Genomic DNA, 14,975 nt, shown 5'->3' with positions numbered 1-14,975 from the left:
TCAAGGAATGATGCTGCGCACTCGCGCCACTACCGCCGCCGCCGTCGCGCTGGCCCTCGGCTTTGGCCCCGCCATGGCTGAGCCGGCCGATGCCGAACTGGTGGTCAACGAAGAACTGACCATTACCACCAAGGCCCCCGCCGCAGCGCATCTGGACGGTGCACTGAGCGAGGTCTACTCGGGCTGGCTCTTCCGTGAGGACGAGACCCGCGCCATGCAGATGGACGACTTCGACAACCCGATGTTCGTCTATGCCGAGCAGGGCATGGATGCCTGGAACACCGCCGAGGGTTCCGAGGGCAAGTCCTGTGCCGATTGCCACGGCGCGATCGAGGAAAGCATGAAAGGCGTGCGCGCCGTTATGCCCAAGGTCAATGCCGCTGGCGCGCTGTGGTCGATGGAAGACTACGTCAACTCGTGCCGCACCGAGCGCATGGGTGCCGAGGCGTGGAAGTGGAACTCGGATCAGATGAAGAACATGACCACGGCCATCTCGCTGCAATCGCGCGGGATGCCGGTCGCCGTTCAGATCGACGGCCCGGCCGCCGAGTTCTGGGAGCGCGGCAAGGAAATGTACTACACCCGCTTCGGTCAACTTGAGATGAGCTGCGCGAGCTGCCACGAGTTGAACGCCGGGAACTACATCCGTGCCGACCACCTGAGCCAGGGCCAGATCAACGGCTTCCCGCTCTATCGCCTGAAAGACGCGGCCCCGGTCTCGATCCACCAGCGCTTTGTGGGCTGTGTGCGCGACACCCGCGCCGAAACCTTCGGTGCCGGTAGCCAGGAGTTCCGCGAGCTTGAGCTCTACGTCGCCTCGCGCGGCCTCGGGCTTGATATCGAAGGCGCTGGCGTCCGTCCGTAACCCGTAACGCGGGGCAGGGGCCATCCTTGCCCCGCGTTATTCTTTCCTGACACATTCAAGAATTTCTATCTATCGGATATCCTTAAGGAAATCCGGTGTGACGACCCCGGAGGCGGGGCAGAAGGAGGCTACCTCATGATTTCGCGGCGGGAGTTCATTCAGGCGAGCCTTGCGGCCTCGACCATCCTTGGCGCATCCGGCCTGAGCCGCTGGTCGCGCGTGATGGCGCAGCAGTCGCTGACCCAGGACCAGTTGCTGGAGTTCGACAGCTTCGGCAATGTGACGCTGATCCACATCACCGACATTCACGCGCAGGCCAAGCCGATCTACTTCCGCGAGCCCGAGATCAACCTCGGCGTGGGCGACGCCAAGGGCCGCCCGCCGCATGTGGTGGGCAAGGACTTCCTGAGCATGTTCAAGCTCCAGCCGAACTCGCCCGAGGCCTATGCGCTGACCTATGACAACTTCACCGATCTGGCGAAGTCCTACGGCAAGATGGGCGGCATGGACCGCGTGGCGACCGTGGTCAAGGCGATCCGCGCCGACCGCCCCGAGGCGCTGCTGCTGGACGGCGGCGACACTTGGCATGGCTCGATGACCTCGCTCAAGACCGCCGGGCAGGACATGGTCAACATCATGAACGCGCTTGGCACCGATGCGATGACCTCGCACTGGGAATGGACCTTCGGCCAGGACCGCGTGAAGGAGATCGTCGAGACCCTGCCGTTCCCCTTCCTCGGCGCGAACATTTTCGACGTCGAATGGGACGAGCCCGCCTTCGAACCCTACAAGATCTTCGAACGCGGCGGCGTGCGCATCGCCGTCATTGGCCAGGCCTTCCCCTATATGCCGATCGCCAACCCCAAGTGGATGTTCCCCGACTATTCGTTCGGGATCCGCGAGGAGCGCATGCAGGAGGTCGTGGACGAGGTTCGCGCCGAGGGCGTCGATCTGGTCGTCTGCCTGTCGCACAACGGCTTTGATGTGGACTACAAGATGGCGGGCCGCGTGAAGGGCATCGACGTCATCCTGACTGGCCACACCCATGACGCCGTGCCCGAACCGGTTCTGGTGGGTGAGACGATCCTGATCGCCTCGGGTTCGAACGGCAAGTTCGTCAGCCGCGTCGATCTGGATGTGCGCGAGGGGCGCATGATGGGCTTCCGTCACAAGCTGATCCCGATCTTCTCGGATGTCATCACCCCCGACGCCGACATGGCCGCCCTGATCGACAACGAGCGCGCGCCCTACAAGGCCGAACTGGAAGAGGTTGTCGGCCAGACCGAGAGCCTGCTTTACCGTCGCGGCAACTTCAACGGCACCTGGGACGACCTGATCTGCGACGCGATCCTCTCGGAACGCGATGCCGAGATCGCCATGTCCCCCGGCGTGCGTTGGGGCACCACGCTGCTTCCGGGCGACAACATCACCCGCGAGGACATCCACAACGCCACCTCGATGACCTATGGCGCGTGCTACCGCACCGAGATGACCGGCGAGACCATCAACACGATCCTTGAGGACGTGGCCGACAACATCTTCAACACCGATCCCTACTACCAGCAGGGCGGCGACATGGTGCGTATCGGCGGCATGGGCTACCACATCGACGTTTCCAAGCCGATCGGCGAGCGTGTCTCGAACATGACGTTGCTCAAGACCGGCGAGGCCATCGACCCGGCGCGCAGCTATGTGGTTGCCGGTTGGGCCTCGGTCAACGAGGGCACCGAAGGGCCGCAGATCTGGGATGTCATCGAAAGCCATGTTCGCAAGATCGGCACCGTCCAGCTGACTCCGAACGAGTCGGTCGTCGTGACGGGCGCCTGAGCAACGCGATCCAACAGATTGAACTAAAGGGAGAAGACGATGGACGAGAAGGAACGCGAAAGCAGCGGTCTGGCCATGGGTCGCCGCGGTTTCCTGCGCGCCGGAGCGGCCGCAGGCGCACTGGTCACCGGGGCTGGTGCGGCGCGCGCCGAGGGGCCCGATCCGCTGATCACCGAGGTGCAGCCCTGGGCGACCGGCTTCGGCGATGGTGTGGATGCCACGCCCTATGGCTTGCCGATCCAGTATGAATCCGACGTGGTGCGTCGCAATGTGGGCTGGCTGACGGCGGATGTGATCTCGTCGATCAACTTCACCCCGATCCATGCGCTGGAAGGCACCATCACCCCGCAGGGCTGCGCGTTCGAGCGTCACCACTCGGGCGCGATCGAGATGCGCAAGGAAGACTACCGCCTGATGATCCACGGCCTCGTGGACCGTCCGCTGGTCTTCACCTACGAGGATCTGGAGCGTTTCCCGCGTGTCAACCAGACCTATTTCCTCGAATGCGCCGCAAACTCGGGCATGGAATGGGCGGGCGCGCAGCTTAACGGCGTGCAGTTCACCCAAGGCATGATCCACAACATGGAATACACCGGCGTCACGCTGCGCACCCTGCTGGAAGAGGCGGGCGTGCAGACGGCGGGCAAGTGGATCTATGTCGAGGGCGCCGATGCCTCGTCGAACGGCCGTTCGATCCCGATCGAGAAGGCGCTTGATGACTGCCTCATAGCTTTCAAGGCTAATGGCGAGGCCCTGCGCAAGGAGCATGGCTACCCGGTGCGCCTCTGCGTTCCCGGTTGGGAAGGCAACATGTGGGTGAAGTGGCTGCGCCGCATTGAGGTCACCGAAGGCCCGGTCGAGAGCCGCGAGGAGACCTCGAAATACACCGATACGCTGGAAGACGGCACCTCGCGCAAGTGGACCTGGGTGATGGATGCCAAGTCGGTCATCACCTCGCCCTCGCCGCAGATGCCGATCAAGCATGGCAACGGGCCGCTGGTGATCACCGGTCTCGCGTGGTCGGGCCGCGGCGCGATCACCAAGGTCGATGTCTCGCTCGACGGTGGCAAGAACTGGAAAGAGGCGCGTCTGGCCAACCCTGGCCAGCCGATGGCACTGACCCGCTTCTACCTCGACATCAACTGGCAGGGCGAAGAGATGCTGCTTCAGGCCCGCGCAACCGATGACACGGGCTATGTCCAGCCGACCAAGGACCAGCTGCGCGCCATTCGCGGCGAGAACTCGGTCTATCACAACAACGCTATCCAGACCTGGTGGGTCAAATCGAACGGGGAGGCCGAGAATGTCGAAGTTTCGTAATCTGGTGATTGCCACTGCGCTGACGGCGCCGCTGGCGGTTCCGGCCTTCGCGGAACCGCTCGGCCTTGGGCGTGCAGCGCTGCCCGAAGAGATCGCGGCCTGGAACCTCGACGTCAGCCCCGATGGCACCGGCCTTCCGCCGGGCTCGGGCTCGGTCGCGGATGGCGAGGAGCTGTTCTCGGACAAATGCGCGGTCTGCCACGGCGAATTCGCCGAGGGCGTGGACAACTGGCCGAAGCTGGCGGGCGGCATGGATACGCTCAACCGCAAGGACCCGCTGAAGACGGTGGGCTCCTACTGGCCTTACCTCTCGACGGTCTGGGATTACGCTCACCGCTCGATGCCCTTCGGTAATGCGCAGACGCTGAGCGTAGACGAGACCTACGCGATCGTGGCCTACATCATCTACTCGAACGACCTGGTCGATGATGACTTCGTGCTGTCGAACGAGAACTTCCTCGAAGTTCAGATGCCGAACGCGGATGGCTTCATCGTCGACGATCGCGAAACCGTGGAATACCCCGAGTTCTCGAAGCCCGCCTGCATGGAAAACTGCAAGGAAAGCGTTGAGATCACGGCCCATGCGACCGTTCTGGACGTGACGCCGAACGATCCCAACGATGATGCACCCGCAGCTGAGGCCCCCCCGACCGAGGCCCCCGCCGAGGAAGCTGCTGCTCCGGTCGCTGAGGCGGCGACCGAGGTTGCTGCTGCCCCGGCAGAGGTCGATCCGGCGCTGGTCGCGGCGGGTGAGACCGTGTTCAAGAAGTGCAAGGCCTGCCACAAGGTCGGCGAGGGCGCCAAGCACGCCACCGGCCCGAGCCTGAATGGCGTGGTCGGCCGCAAGGCTGGCGGTGCCGAAGGCTTCAAGTACTCGCCCGCGATGATCGCTGCGGGTGATGCGGGCATGGTCTGGGATCACGAGACGATCGGCGCCTATCTGAAAGACCCCAAGGGATTTGTTCCGAAGAACAAGATGTCCTTCGCCGGTCTGAAGAAAGACGACGATATCGCCGCTGTTCTGGCCTATATCGAAGCGACCGGCCAGTAAGGTCGTTGTCCGAAAGACAAGGCGCGCCCGTCCTGCGACGGGCGCGCTTTTTCATTGCTTGGCACTGAAAAACGAAACGCCCCGAGCGAGGCTCGGGGCGCTGCTGACTGCCCGGTGGTGGGGGACCCGGGAGATGTCTGGCAATCACGGAGCGGAGGGAGATCGGCGGTTCGTGACCCGTAGCTGAATCTCGCGCAACAAGCCGATCACGATAGCGGCGACGGCGATGTTGTCGAAGCTGAGCAGGCCAAGGATATCCATCTGTCCCTCCTGTATTTCCTAGCTCACCCTGCGAGGCGATTGCGGCGTAACGATGGCAGGACCGAGGCAATTCCCTTCTGCGGTCCCAGACCGCTGCCATTTGGCTTGACCCGGACGCGCAAGCGGCTACCGATGGGGTGACACCTTTGGGGTAGTGCCATGCTTTACGCTTTCATCCCCGGCCCGCGTGGTCTCATGCGTCTTGAGCAAGAGACCTCGATCTCGCCCGGCGCAGAGCTTGCCAAGGCGCTCTGGATTGATCTTTACCGCCCGCTCGACAGCCAGATCGCGGCGGTGAGCGCTCTCGGGATCGAAGTGCCCACGCTGGCGGATATGGAAGAGATCGAGATCTCGAACCGGCTTTACCGCGAAGAGGGGGCGGATGTCATGACCGTGGTGCTGCCCGGGATCACGCCCGACGGGGCGCAGATCGCGGGACCGGTCAGCTTTATCCTGACCGAGCAGCGTCTTGTCACCGTGCGCCACCATGCGCCACGCAGCTTCGAGACCTTTCCCGAACGCGCCGACCGATCGGCGGCAGGCTGCAAATCGTCCGAGCGCATCTTCCTTGGCCTGCTTGAGGAGATCATCGCCCGGCAGGCCGACCTGCTGGAGGCGGCGGGCAGGGCGCTCGACAAGGTCTCGGCGCGGGTTCTGTCTGGCAAGGGGCTGGATTCGCACCAGCTTCAGCAAGCGCTGGAGGAAGTGGGACGACAGGGTGAACTGGTGGGCCGGGTGAAGCTTGCGCTGTTGACGCTGGAGCGCGCGCTGTCGTTCTTCGATCAGACGCTGGCCGCCAGTGCGCAGGGTAAGGAACTCAAGCCGATCGCGAAAAGCCAGATGCGTGACATCGGCTCACTCGCGGTACATGGGGATTTCCTGTCAAACCGGGTGCAGCTGTCGGTAGACGCCACGCTCGGCATGATCAGCCTTGCGCAGAACGCGACGGTGCGGATCGTCTCTGTCGTCGCGGCGCTGTTCATGCCGCCCACCATGATTGCCTCGGTTTACGGGATGAACTTTCAGTTCATGCCAGAGTTGGACTGGCTCTGGGGCTACCCGATGGCGCTTGGGCTGATGGTGGCCTCGGCGGTGGGAACCTGGGCGGTGTTCAAGTGGAAGAACTGGCTCTAACGCTCGAGTACGAGGCGGTCGCGGGTCAACTCGACCCGGGCAAAGCGGGTCAGGTAGGTCATTCCCATCAGCGATGTGTCCATCTCGCTGTCGTTCACGACGGCACGGACATTGCTGTCACGAATCGGGCCTAGCTCCATGGATTCAAGCCGGACCGGCGCGGTGCGCACGATGCCATTGGCGGTACGCGCCTGCCCGATATAGGCAAGCCCGGCCGTGTCGATCCCAACCCGCGTTGCGTCGCGTCGGGTCAGCACGATGTCGGTGGCGCCGGTATCCACGACGAAACGCACCGACACGCCGTTGATCTCGGCGGTAAGGTAGTAATGCCCGTCAGGGGCAAGGGGGGCCTCGATCCGCCCGTCCGACAGGACCGTCTGCGAAGGCATCACCGTGCTGCGGATATCCGTCCAGAGGCCCACGGCGGCCAGCGTGCCCAGAAAGATCAACCCCCACAGGATCGCCTGCTGGATCGTGCGCTGCGGGCGTCGGCGGAACTCGATCAGGAAATACCCGCCCACAGCGACAAGCAGCAGGCCAAGGTAAACCAGTCGGGCGAAGTTTTCGGTATCCATTCCGTCGATGTAAGGTCTCACGGGAAAAATGCGAGAGGGCGGATCGCCTCAGCCCATCACGCCCGCGCCTTTCAGCCCGTCGAGGATGAACTGGATCGCCAGCGCGGCCAGCAGCATCCCCAGCAACCGCGTGACGACCATCGTGCCGGTGCGCCCCAGAAGGCGCTCAAGCGGCGAGGCGAGGACGAAGAGCGTGAAGGTGCAGCTCAGCACGGCCAGCATCACCAGATGCACCAGCACGATATGCGTCGTATCCGCACCCGGCGCCCCTGCGAGCAGAATCATCGTGGCCATTGCGCCGGGCCCCGCGATCAGCGGCGTGGCGAGCGGAAAGACCGAGGGGTCGTGCTCGGGCTCGGCCTGCTGGCCCTCACGGCGTTGGGTGCGGCGCTCGAACAGCATGTCGAGCGCGGTCAGGAACAGCAGAACACCCCCGGCAATTCGGAAGGCGGGCATCGAAATGCCGATCCCCACAAGGATCTTGTCGCCGAAAAGACCGAACAGCGTCAGCAGGATCGCGGCGATTGTCACCGCGCGCAGCCCCACGCCAAAGCGCGCGCGGGCAGACATGCCTTGTGTCAGCGCAATGAACAGCGGCGCCAGGCCGATAGGGTCCATGACGACGAAGAGGGTGACAAAAGCGGTGACGTATTCGGCGCTCGGCATGGGCGGATCCTAGCTGAGGCGTTCGTCCTTCGCCAGCCCCGGCGCTGAGCCGTCATCGGTCTCGACGGGGGCGGGAAGGGCCGCGCGGATCTTGGCGGCGAGGCTTGCCGCACCCGCGCCGATTCTGGTGTCGTGATGCGCCGCGGCCAGAACGAGCAGATGCTCAAGCGCGGCAAGCTCCTCGGCGTTCAGCACGAGGGGCGGCAGGGCCATCGCGCGGCGCAGCATGTACCCCACGCCGCGCTCGCCCTCGACCGGCAGGCCGTAATTCGCAAGCTCGGCCATGTCGCGCCAGATCGTGCGGTCCGACACCCCCAGACGTGCTGCAAGATCGCGCGCGCGGTGCATCCGCCCGTCGCGCAGGATCGCGATAATCTGTTGCAGCCGCTCGGTCCGGGTCATCTGGGTCTCCGTTTCTGGCAGCATAACGCGGCAGGGGGGCAACTGACAATGAACTGTCAGTAATCTGCGCGCCGAGGCCGGCGCGGGGCCAGAATCGGGCTTTGATCGCGCTGCCAAGGGGCCTAGATGTTGAATAGCTGAATAACTGGCATCGGGTGCGGCCCTTGCCATGAGGAGAAGACAATGCTCAACAATATCGGCCTTCCCGGCCTTCTTCTGATCGCGGTTGTGGTGCTGGTGCTTTTCGGGCGCGGCAAGATTTCCTCGCTGATGGGCGAGGTTGGCAAGGGCATCACCGCCTTCAAGAAGGGCGTTTCGGATGGCTCCAAGGAAATCGAGGACGCCACGGCAGACAGCGCGCGCGACGTGACGCCGGAAAACGACAAAGACAAGGTCTGAAGTCCCGGCCCGCAAGGGTGCAGGGTGGGCCGGAGGCCTGACGTTTCATGTTCGATATCGGTTGGAGCGAGCTTCTGCTGATCGGCGTTGTGGCGCTGATCGTCGTAGGGCCCAAGGACTTGCCTGGCATGTTTCACTCGCTTGGGCGGATGACGTCCAAGGCGCGTTCCATGGCGCGCGAGTTTTCGCGGGCGATGGAGGATGCGGCGCGCGAAAGCGGGCTCGATAAGGCGGCAAGCGGTCTGAAAGACATCAAGGATGTCGCTTCGAAGAAGTCGCTTGGTATCGACGCGCTGGAGCGCGCGACCGAGAAATTCGAGAAGTGGGAGCCGAAGCTGCCGGGCACGATCAAGACGCCCGAGCCGCCGAAATTCCCCACCGATCCCGAAGATTTCGACGAACCGACACCCGAGGAGCTGGAGCCCGAACCGGCCCCGGCCAAACCCAAGCGCGCGGCCAAGCCCAAGGTCGCCAAGGCGACCGAGGCGAGCGCCGAAGCCAAGCCCAAGGCCGCGAAGCCAAAAGCCAAGAAAGCCCCCGCCAAGAAGGGTGACGCATGAGCGCCGAGGAACAAATCGAGGATACCGCCGCCCCGCTGATCGAGCATCTGGCCGAACTGCGCACGCGAATCCTGTATGCGCTTGGCGCCTTCGTCGTGGCGATGGTGATCTGCTATTCGGTCTGGAATCCGATCTTCAACTTCCTGACCCAGCCGATCTGCCACGCGCTGGACGAGCGCGGCCAGCAATGCGGCCTTTACCTGATCAAGCTTCAGGAAGGCTTCTTCGTCGCGATCAACATCTCTTTCGTGGGCGGCTTCGCGCTGAGTTTCCCGATCATCGGCTACCAGCTGTGGCGCTTTGTGGCGCCGGGACTTTACCGCTCGGAAAAGCAGGCGTTTCTGCCCTTCCTGCTGGCGTCGCCTGCGATGTTCTTCGCCGGCGCGGCGTTTGCCTATTACATCATCCTGCCGATGGCCTTCACCTTCTTCCTTGGGTTTCAGCAGGGCGGTCTGGGCGATAGTGCAACGAATGAGCTGGCCTCGATCGGCTTTCAGGGCTCGGTGCAGGAATACCTTGGCCTGACGATCAAGTTCATTCTGGCCTTCGGCATCTGCTTCCAACTGCCCGTGCTGCTTACGCTGATGGGCAAGGCGGGGCTTGTCTCCTCGCAAGGGCTCGCCAGTGTGCGCCGCTACGCTGTGGTCGTGATCCTGATGGTGGCCGCTGTTGCGACGCCGCCCGATGTCATCAGCCAGGTCACGCTGTTTGCGGTGGTCTATGGCCTCTATGAAGTGTCGATCCAACTGGTCGCCCGGATCGAGCGCGTGCGCGAGGCAAAGATGCGCGCCGAGGGCACCTGGATGGATGAGGAAGCCGAAGAATGACCGACCCGCTGATCCGGATCGCCGAGGCGCTTGAGCGCCTCGCCCCCGCACCGGCCGCTGCGCCCGATTTCGGATCTGCCGACGCCTTCGTGTGGCACACCGCCCCGGATCGGCTGGAGCCGGTCAAGACCGTCTCGCGCGTCGATCTTGCGCTGCTGCGCGGGATTGATCGCTCGCGCGATACGCTGCTGGCCAATACCTTGCAATTCGCTCGTGGGTTTGCCGCCAACAATGCGCTGCTTTGGGGCGCGCGCGGGATGGGTAAAAGCTCGCTCGTCAAGGCGGTCCATGCCGAGGTGATCCGTCAGGGTCAGAGCCTGAAACTGGTCGAACTCGCGCGCGAGGATCTGCCGTCGGTCGGGCGGCTCCTGAACCACCTGCGCAATTCGGGTCAGCGTTTCGTGCTGTTCTGTGACGACTTGTCGTTCAGCCATGACGACCAGCATTACAAGAGCCTGAAGGCCGTTCTGGATGGCGGCATCGAAGGCCGCCCGGCAAACGTGATCTTCTACGCCACTTCGAACCGGCGACACCTAATGCCGCGCGACATGATCGAGAATGAACGCTCGACCGCGATCAATCCCTCGGAAGCGGTCGAAGAGAAGGTCTCGCTCTCGGATCGGTTCGGGCTGTGGCTGGGCTTCCACCCCTGTGGGCAAGATGAGTTCCTTGCGATGATCGAGGGCTACTGCGCGGCTTACGGCGTCGAGATTTCCGCCGCCGATCTGCGCGCCGAGGCCATCGAGTGGCAGGCGACCCGCGGCGGGCGCTCAGGGCGCGTGGCCTGGCAGTATTTCACCGATCTGGCGGGGCGGCGCGGGATCGCGCTCTGATCTTTTCTTCTGCAGCGCAGCATGGCACTCTGCGGCCATGCCCGATACTTCTGAGACCTCCCCCTCGGCCTTCAAACGCCTGACACTCGTGGGCGGGCCGCTGGCTTTGGCGGTGACCTTGCAGATCGCACCGCTGCCGGGGCTGACGCCTGAGGGCTGGCACCTTTCCGGCATCGTTGTGTGGATGGTGATCTGGTGGCTGGGGCAGGCCGTGCCGATGGCCGGAACGGCGCTGTTGCCGGTGGTGCTGATCCCGCTGATGGGGATCGCGCCCATCGACGAGGTCACCGCGCAATATGCGAATCCGTTGATTTTCCTGTTTCTCGGCGGCTTCCTGATGGCCTCGGCAATGCAGGTGCACGGTTTGCACCGGCGGATTGCGCTGGCCATCGTCGGCTATGCCGGAGAGGCCGCTGGCCGCATCGCCGGGGGCTTCATGCTGGCAACCGCGCTGCTGTCGATGTGGATATCGAACACCGCGACCGCGATGATGATGTATGCCGTCGCGCTTTCGGTGATCGAATTTGTCGCCGCGCAAAACGACAACCCCGAGGCCGCGCGCCGGTTCGGAGTGCGGCTGATGCTGGGGATCGCCTATGGCGCCTCGATCGGCGGGGTGGCAACACTCATTGGCACGCCGGGGAACGCGCTCTTGGCCTCGGTCCTGCGCGAAAGCTACGGGATCGAGATCGGCTTTGGTCAGTGGATGCTTCTGGGCCTGCCGCTGACGTTGATCATGTTGCCCTATGCGCATTTCCTGCTGCGGCGAATGTTCCCGTCGCACGGGCTGCAACTGACGGGTGCGCATGGCCTGATCCGGGCCGAACGCGCTGCACTTGGCCCGATGAGCCGTGCCGAGATCTCGGTGGCCGTGGTCTTTGCGGCGATGGCGCTTGGCTGGATGACGCGCGGCGCGCTCGGCCTGCCGATCAGCGATGCGGGGATCGGCGTTGCCGGGGCGCTGATCCTGTTCGTCCTGCCGGATGGTCGCGGAGGCCCCGTGCTGCGGTGGGAGGCCACGCAATACCTGCCCTGGGGCGTGCTCATCCTTCTTGGCGGCGGGCTTGCGCTGGCACGTGGGATCGAGGTTACAGGACTTGGCGACTGGATTGGCAGCGGTCTGGCAGGGCTGCATGGATTGCCGCTATGGGCGCTGATCCTGACCGTCATCGTTACGGCGATCGTACTGACCGAGGTGACCTCGAACACCGCTGTCACCGCAACCTTCGTGCCGGTGCTGGCCGCCGTGGCGCTTGGGTTGGGGGTGGATGTGCCGTGGTTGACGCTGCCCGTGGCGCTGGCCTCCTCCATGGCCTTCATGATGCCAATCGCGACGCCGCCCAATGCCATCGTTTTCTCGTGGGAGGGGCTGCGCCTGTCCGACATGCTGCGGGCGGGTTTTGCGATGCACCTGCTCTCGATCTGCGGGATATTCGCCGTGGTCGAACTGCTCGCGCCCCTGATCTTCGGGCTGACCCGCTAAAACGAAGGGGCGCCGAAGCGCCCCCGGGGTCATTGCAGGTAGGGCATCGGGTCGAGGCTGTCGAGGCCCTGGCGCACCTCGAAATGCAGATAGCCCGGCTGGCTCGGCGCGACCTTGGCGATGGTCTGGCCACGCTTCACGTCATCGCCCTTCTTCACCTGGATGTCGGTGACGTTGTAGTAGATCGTCACCAGGCCGTTGGCGTGTTTGATGCCGACGAAATAGACCTTCTCGGTGTCCTGGCTCAGCAGCAGAACCTTGCCGGCCTCGGCGGCGGCGACATTGGTGCCGGGCGTCGCGGCGATGTCGATGCCGTCGTTCTTCTTCTTCACGTAGGGCCGGATGACTGCGCCCTGCACCGGCATTTGCAGCTTCGACTTTGCGGCAGCGGTGCGCGAGGCGCCAAGGTCGGGGGCCGCGCTCTTGTCGACCGGGGCCGAAGCCTTGGGCGGGGTTTCGGAGGGCAGCGGCTTGGCGGCCGAGGGCGGCGTCGGCGTGGGCGAACCCTGACCCGGCTGCGTTGTCGCGGATGCGGTCTTGGGCGGCGCGGCATTGGCCACGGGGATCATCAGATACTGGCCTTCCCGCACGCTCAGATCAGCGGGCAGGCCGTTCCATTCCGCCAGCGAACGGACCGACACGTTGTAATAGCGCGCGATCGAATAGGCGGTCTCGCCACGGGCAACCTTGTGGCGCACGGGCTCGGCCGAGGGCGTGGCGGGTTTCGCAGCAGCAGCAGGGGCGCTGGCCTCGGCCCGGTCGATGGCGTTCGAGGCAAGCGAAGTGATCGAGATTGCCTCGGAGCCGATAGCGCCGGTGTTGGTGGGCGCAGTGCTCTCGGCCACGCGGCGGGGCAGGGAGAGAACCTCTCCCTCACGCAGCGGGGCGGTGGGCGAAACAGCGTTGTAGCGCGCAAGCTCCCCCGCATCGGCGCCAACGCGCGCGGCAACCGAGGCCACCGTATCGCCGCGACGTGCGACGGCGACCTGGTAATTCGGGTAGGAGATGACCCCGCGCGCATCAGGGGTCGGCCGCGCGGCAGTGGCCTGACGCGCGGCATCCGAGGTATCAAAGCCGATCTGACCGAAGTTGCGCAGGTCGGCGTCGAATGTGCCGGTCGAGTCGCAGCCCGCTATGGCGGCTACGGCGCAACCGGCCAGCATCAGGCGGCTCAGGCGCAGAGTCGGTCGTGCGGGAAAGGGCGTTTTCATCTGCTCGGTCCTCGTCATTCGTGCCGCGCCCCTGTGACCGGGGCTTTGCGGTCGTGTCAGTCGCTTGCCATGCCTTCGACAAGCGGAACAAAGCGCACGGGGCGCAATTCCTCGTAATCGAACCCGGTTTCCAGACGCTTCACGCGGATCAGGCTTTGCACCGTGTCAGACTGTCCCACCGGAAGAACCATGATACCGCCGATCTTGAGCTGCGACAACAGCGGGCCCGGCGGGTCCTCGGCGGCGGCGGTCACAAGGATGCGGTCGAAGGGCGCCTGCTCGGGCAGGCCGCGCGATCCGTCTGAAGCCAGGGTCACGATATTGGTCATGTTGAGCGCGCGGAACAGCTCCTCGGCCTCGCGCACAAGGCGGCGATGGCGATCCACGGTATAGACGCGCCGCACCAGCAGCGACAGGACCGCCGCCTGATAGCCCGAACCGGTGCCGATCTCGAGCACGGTGTCGCGCGGCCCGACCTGGAGCGCCTGCGTCATCAACCCCACGACCGAGGGCTGCGAGATGGTCTGTCCGCAGGCGATCGGCAGGGGCATGTCCTCATAGGCGCGATCCGAGAAAATGCCGCGCACGAACAGCCCGCGGTCGATCTTCTCCATCGCGTTCAGCACGCGCGCGTCCGTCACCCCCTTGGAGCGCAGCGCGAAGAGGAAGCGCATCTTGCGCTCGGCCAGCTCTTCGGGGCTGCTCTCGGGGTGAGGGTCGTCGCTCATGCCAGCCGCACCTCAAGGTCTTTCAGAACGTCATGCGCGGTCAGGTCGGCGCGCATCGGCGTGACCGAGATCCAGCCCTCGAGGTTCACCGCAGCGTCCGTGCCCGGCGCGGTCGCATTGTGCTGCGGCCCGCCCTTGATCCACAGGAAGCGGCGCCCGGTGGGCGAGTGGTGCGGCTCGACCGAGAAGAAGCTGTCGGTGCGATAACCCTGCGCCGCCACCTTGAAACCCTGCACTTCGGCGGCCGGAACCGGCGGGAAGTTCACATTGTAGAACACGCGGTAGGGGCCATCGTCCCAGATCGCGCGTTCCCACAGCTTGCGCACCAGCGCGGGGCCGTGGACGCGTGCGGCCTCGAACGGGTCTATCCCGGGGCCCATGCATTTCGGGCCGAGGAACTGCGAAAGCGCGATGGCGGGGATGCCCTGAAGTGCGGCCTCCATCGCGCCGCCAAGCGTGCCCGAGTAAAGCGCGTTCTCGGCCGAGTTGTTGCCCCGGTTCACGCCCGACAGGATCAGGTCGGGGCGGCCATCGTTCAGCACATCGTAAAGACCCGCGAGCACGCAATCGGCAGGGCTGCCCTCGGCGGCGTAGCGGCGCTCGTCCAGCCGCTCGATCATCATCGGGTGGGTGTAGCTGATGCAATGCCCCACGCCAGACTGCTCGAACGCCGGCGCCACGGTCCAGACATCGCCGTCAGGGCCGGCAAGCTCGGTCGCGATGTGATGCAGAACCTCAAGACCCGGCGCGTTGATGCCATCGTCATTGGTGATGAGAATGCGCATACTGCCCCCGTGCCGCTGTTTTTCCCTGCTTATCCGTTGGGGGCGGGG

General features: G+C 64.6%; 16 protein-coding genes. 10 read left to right on the top strand and 6 right to left on the bottom strand.

The genetic code is table 11. From position 1 onward, the window contains the following. The first annotated feature begins 10 nt into the window (after nt 1-10). From soxA to N3C64_RS01805, 5 genes are all read left to right on the top strand, one after another. Nucleotides 11-865 carry a sulfur oxidation c-type cytochrome SoxA gene (gene soxA, locus N3C64_RS01825; protein WP_236021086.1) on the top strand — a complete coding sequence of 285 codons (855 nt, stop codon included), beginning with the start codon at nt 11-13 and terminating at the stop codon, nt 863-865. A 135-nt stretch (nt 866-1,000) separates the two neighbouring features. Further along, complete coding sequence (soxB, locus tag N3C64_RS01820) at nt 1,001-2,692, top strand: thiosulfohydrolase SoxB (protein ID WP_260011202.1); 1,692 nt, start codon at nt 1,001-1,003, stop codon at nt 2,690-2,692. Nucleotides 2,693-2,731: 39 nt separating this feature from the next. Next, nucleotides 2,732-4,012 (top strand): sulfite dehydrogenase, encoded by a 1,281-nt coding sequence (gene soxC / locus N3C64_RS01815; RefSeq protein ID WP_236021067.1) that lies wholly within the window; start codon nt 2,732-2,734, stop codon nt 4,010-4,012. Next, nucleotides 3,996-5,063, top strand: coding sequence for a c-type cytochrome (locus tag N3C64_RS01810; RefSeq protein WP_260011200.1), 1,068 nt, complete (start codon nt 3,996-3,998; stop codon nt 5,061-5,063). Before soxC ends, N3C64_RS01810 begins: the two co-directional genes overlap by 17 nt. Nucleotides 5,064-5,483: 420 nt before the next feature. Then, the gene (locus tag N3C64_RS01805) at nt 5,484-6,458 is read left to right on the top strand and encodes a magnesium transporter CorA family protein (protein WP_375546087.1); all 975 of its coding nucleotides are present in this window, start codon (nt 5,484-5,486) and stop codon (nt 6,456-6,458) included. On the opposite strand, the gene N3C64_RS01800 is transcribed toward N3C64_RS01805, so the two are convergent. The 3 genes from N3C64_RS01800 to N3C64_RS01790 are packed head-to-tail and all read right to left on the bottom strand — an operon-like array spanning nt 6,455 to nt 8,101. Continuing rightward, complete coding sequence (locus N3C64_RS01800) at nt 6,455-7,033, bottom strand: retropepsin-like aspartic protease family protein (protein WP_260011198.1); 579 nt, start codon at nt 7,031-7,033, stop codon at nt 6,455-6,457. The genes N3C64_RS01805 and N3C64_RS01800 overlap by 4 nt on opposite strands. A 48-nt stretch (nt 7,034-7,081) precedes the next feature. Then, nucleotides 7,082-7,699, bottom strand: a complete 618-nt coding sequence (locus N3C64_RS01795) for a MarC family protein (protein WP_218629286.1) — start codon at nt 7,697-7,699, stop codon at nt 7,082-7,084. A 9-nt stretch (nt 7,700-7,708) separates the two neighbouring features. Then, nucleotides 7,709-8,101: a helix-turn-helix transcriptional regulator gene (locus N3C64_RS01790; protein WP_218629285.1), complete on the bottom strand. Its 393-nt coding sequence runs from the start codon at nt 8,099-8,101 to the stop codon at nt 7,709-7,711. A gap of 183 nt (nt 8,102-8,284) precedes the next feature. On the opposite strand from N3C64_RS01790, the gene N3C64_RS01785 reads away from it, so the two are divergent. The 5 genes from N3C64_RS01785 to N3C64_RS01765 are packed head-to-tail and all read left to right on the top strand — an operon-like array spanning nt 8,285 to nt 12,203. Further along, nucleotides 8,285-8,500 carry a twin-arginine translocase TatA/TatE family subunit gene (locus N3C64_RS01785; protein WP_218629284.1) on the top strand — a complete coding sequence of 72 codons (216 nt, stop codon included), beginning with the start codon at nt 8,285-8,287 and terminating at the stop codon, nt 8,498-8,500. Between the two features lie 47 nt (nt 8,501-8,547). Continuing rightward, complete coding sequence (tatB, locus tag N3C64_RS01780) at nt 8,548-9,060, top strand: Sec-independent protein translocase protein TatB (protein ID WP_260011192.1); 513 nt, start codon at nt 8,548-8,550, stop codon at nt 9,058-9,060. Beyond that, nucleotides 9,057-9,887, top strand: coding sequence for a twin-arginine translocase subunit TatC (tatC, locus tag N3C64_RS01775; RefSeq protein ID WP_218629282.1), 831 nt, complete (start codon nt 9,057-9,059; stop codon nt 9,885-9,887). Before tatB ends, tatC begins: the two co-directional genes overlap by 4 nt. Beyond that, complete coding sequence (locus N3C64_RS01770; protein ID WP_218629281.1) at nt 9,884-10,720, top strand: ATP-binding protein; 837 nt, start codon at nt 9,884-9,886, stop codon at nt 10,718-10,720. Before tatC ends, N3C64_RS01770 begins: the two co-directional genes overlap by 4 nt. Before the next feature lie 37 nt (nt 10,721-10,757). Beyond that, entirely contained in the window at nt 10,758-12,203 is a 1,446-nt protein-coding gene (locus tag N3C64_RS01765; protein ID WP_260011189.1) for an SLC13 family permease, read from the top strand. A gap of 29 nt (nt 12,204-12,232) precedes the next feature. Here N3C64_RS01765 and N3C64_RS01760 read toward each other — a convergent pair whose 3' ends face one another. The 3 genes from N3C64_RS01760 to surE all read right to left on the bottom strand — a co-directional run bounded on the left by N3C64_RS01760 (nt 12,233) and on the right by surE (nt 14,927). Next, the gene (locus tag N3C64_RS01760; protein WP_260011805.1) at nt 12,233-13,366 is read right to left on the bottom strand and encodes a peptidoglycan DD-metalloendopeptidase family protein; all 1,134 of its coding nucleotides are present in this window, start codon (nt 13,364-13,366) and stop codon (nt 12,233-12,235) included. A gap of 104 nt (nt 13,367-13,470) precedes the next feature. Beyond that, nucleotides 13,471-14,142, bottom strand: coding sequence for a protein-L-isoaspartate(D-aspartate) O-methyltransferase (locus N3C64_RS01755; protein WP_218629279.1), 672 nt, complete (start codon nt 14,140-14,142; stop codon nt 13,471-13,473). Then, complete coding sequence (surE, locus tag N3C64_RS01750) at nt 14,139-14,927, bottom strand: 5'/3'-nucleotidase SurE (RefSeq protein WP_260011186.1); 789 nt, start codon at nt 14,925-14,927, stop codon at nt 14,139-14,141. The genes N3C64_RS01755 and surE overlap by 4 nt, the downstream gene beginning before the upstream one ends. Between the last annotated feature and the right edge of the window lie 48 nt (nt 14,928-14,975).

Origin of the sequence: Sedimentimonas flavescens, from assembly GCF_025154035.1 — a bacterium.
Taxonomy (GTDB): Bacteria; Pseudomonadota; Alphaproteobacteria; order Rhodobacterales; family Rhodobacteraceae; genus Rhodobacter; species Rhodobacter flavescens.
Note: the sequence above shows the minus strand (reverse complement) of the source record. Positions and strands in the feature narration are given on the sequence as shown.

Excerpts from the sequence above, each read along its gene's own strand:
- N3C64_RS01790 (WP_218629285.1), bottom strand. The coding sequence starts at position 8,101 with ATGACCCGGACCGAGCGGCTGCAACAGATTATCGCGATCCTGCGCGAC.
- N3C64_RS01800 (WP_260011198.1), bottom strand. The coding sequence starts at position 7,033 with ATGGATACCGAAAACTTCGCCCGACTGGTTTACCTTGGCCTGCTGCTT.
- tatB (WP_260011192.1), top strand. The coding sequence starts at position 8,548 with ATGTTCGATATCGGTTGGAGCGAGCTTCTGCTGATCGGCGTTGTGGCG.
- soxC (WP_236021067.1), top strand. The coding sequence starts at position 2,732 with ATGGACGAGAAGGAACGCGAAAGCAGCGGTCTGGCCATGGGTCGCCGC.
- soxB (WP_260011202.1), top strand. The coding sequence starts at position 1,001 with ATGATTTCGCGGCGGGAGTTCATTCAGGCGAGCCTTGCGGCCTCGACC.
- soxA (WP_236021086.1), top strand. The coding sequence starts at position 11 with ATGCTGCGCACTCGCGCCACTACCGCCGCCGCCGTCGCGCTGGCCCTC.
- tatC (WP_218629282.1), top strand. The coding sequence starts at position 9,057 with ATGAGCGCCGAGGAACAAATCGAGGATACCGCCGCCCCGCTGATCGAG.
- N3C64_RS01795 (WP_218629286.1), bottom strand. The coding sequence starts at position 7,699 with ATGCCGAGCGCCGAATACGTCACCGCTTTTGTCACCCTCTTCGTCGTC.
- N3C64_RS01785 (WP_218629284.1), top strand. The coding sequence starts at position 8,285 with ATGCTCAACAATATCGGCCTTCCCGGCCTTCTTCTGATCGCGGTTGTG.
- N3C64_RS01805 (WP_375546087.1), top strand. The coding sequence starts at position 5,484 with ATGCTTTACGCTTTCATCCCCGGCCCGCGTGGTCTCATGCGTCTTGAG.
- N3C64_RS01765 (WP_260011189.1), top strand. The coding sequence starts at position 10,758 with ATGCCCGATACTTCTGAGACCTCCCCCTCGGCCTTCAAACGCCTGACA.
- surE (WP_260011186.1), bottom strand. The coding sequence starts at position 14,927 with ATGCGCATTCTCATCACCAATGACGATGGCATCAACGCGCCGGGTCTT.
- N3C64_RS01760 (WP_260011805.1), bottom strand. The coding sequence starts at position 13,366 with ATGCTGGCCGGTTGCGCCGTAGCCGCCATAGCGGGCTGCGACTCGACC.
- N3C64_RS01755 (WP_218629279.1), bottom strand. The coding sequence starts at position 14,142 with ATGAGCGACGACCCTCACCCCGAGAGCAGCCCCGAAGAGCTGGCCGAG.
- N3C64_RS01810 (WP_260011200.1), top strand. The coding sequence starts at position 3,996 with ATGTCGAAGTTTCGTAATCTGGTGATTGCCACTGCGCTGACGGCGCCG.
- N3C64_RS01770 (WP_218629281.1), top strand. The coding sequence starts at position 9,884 with ATGACCGACCCGCTGATCCGGATCGCCGAGGCGCTTGAGCGCCTCGCC.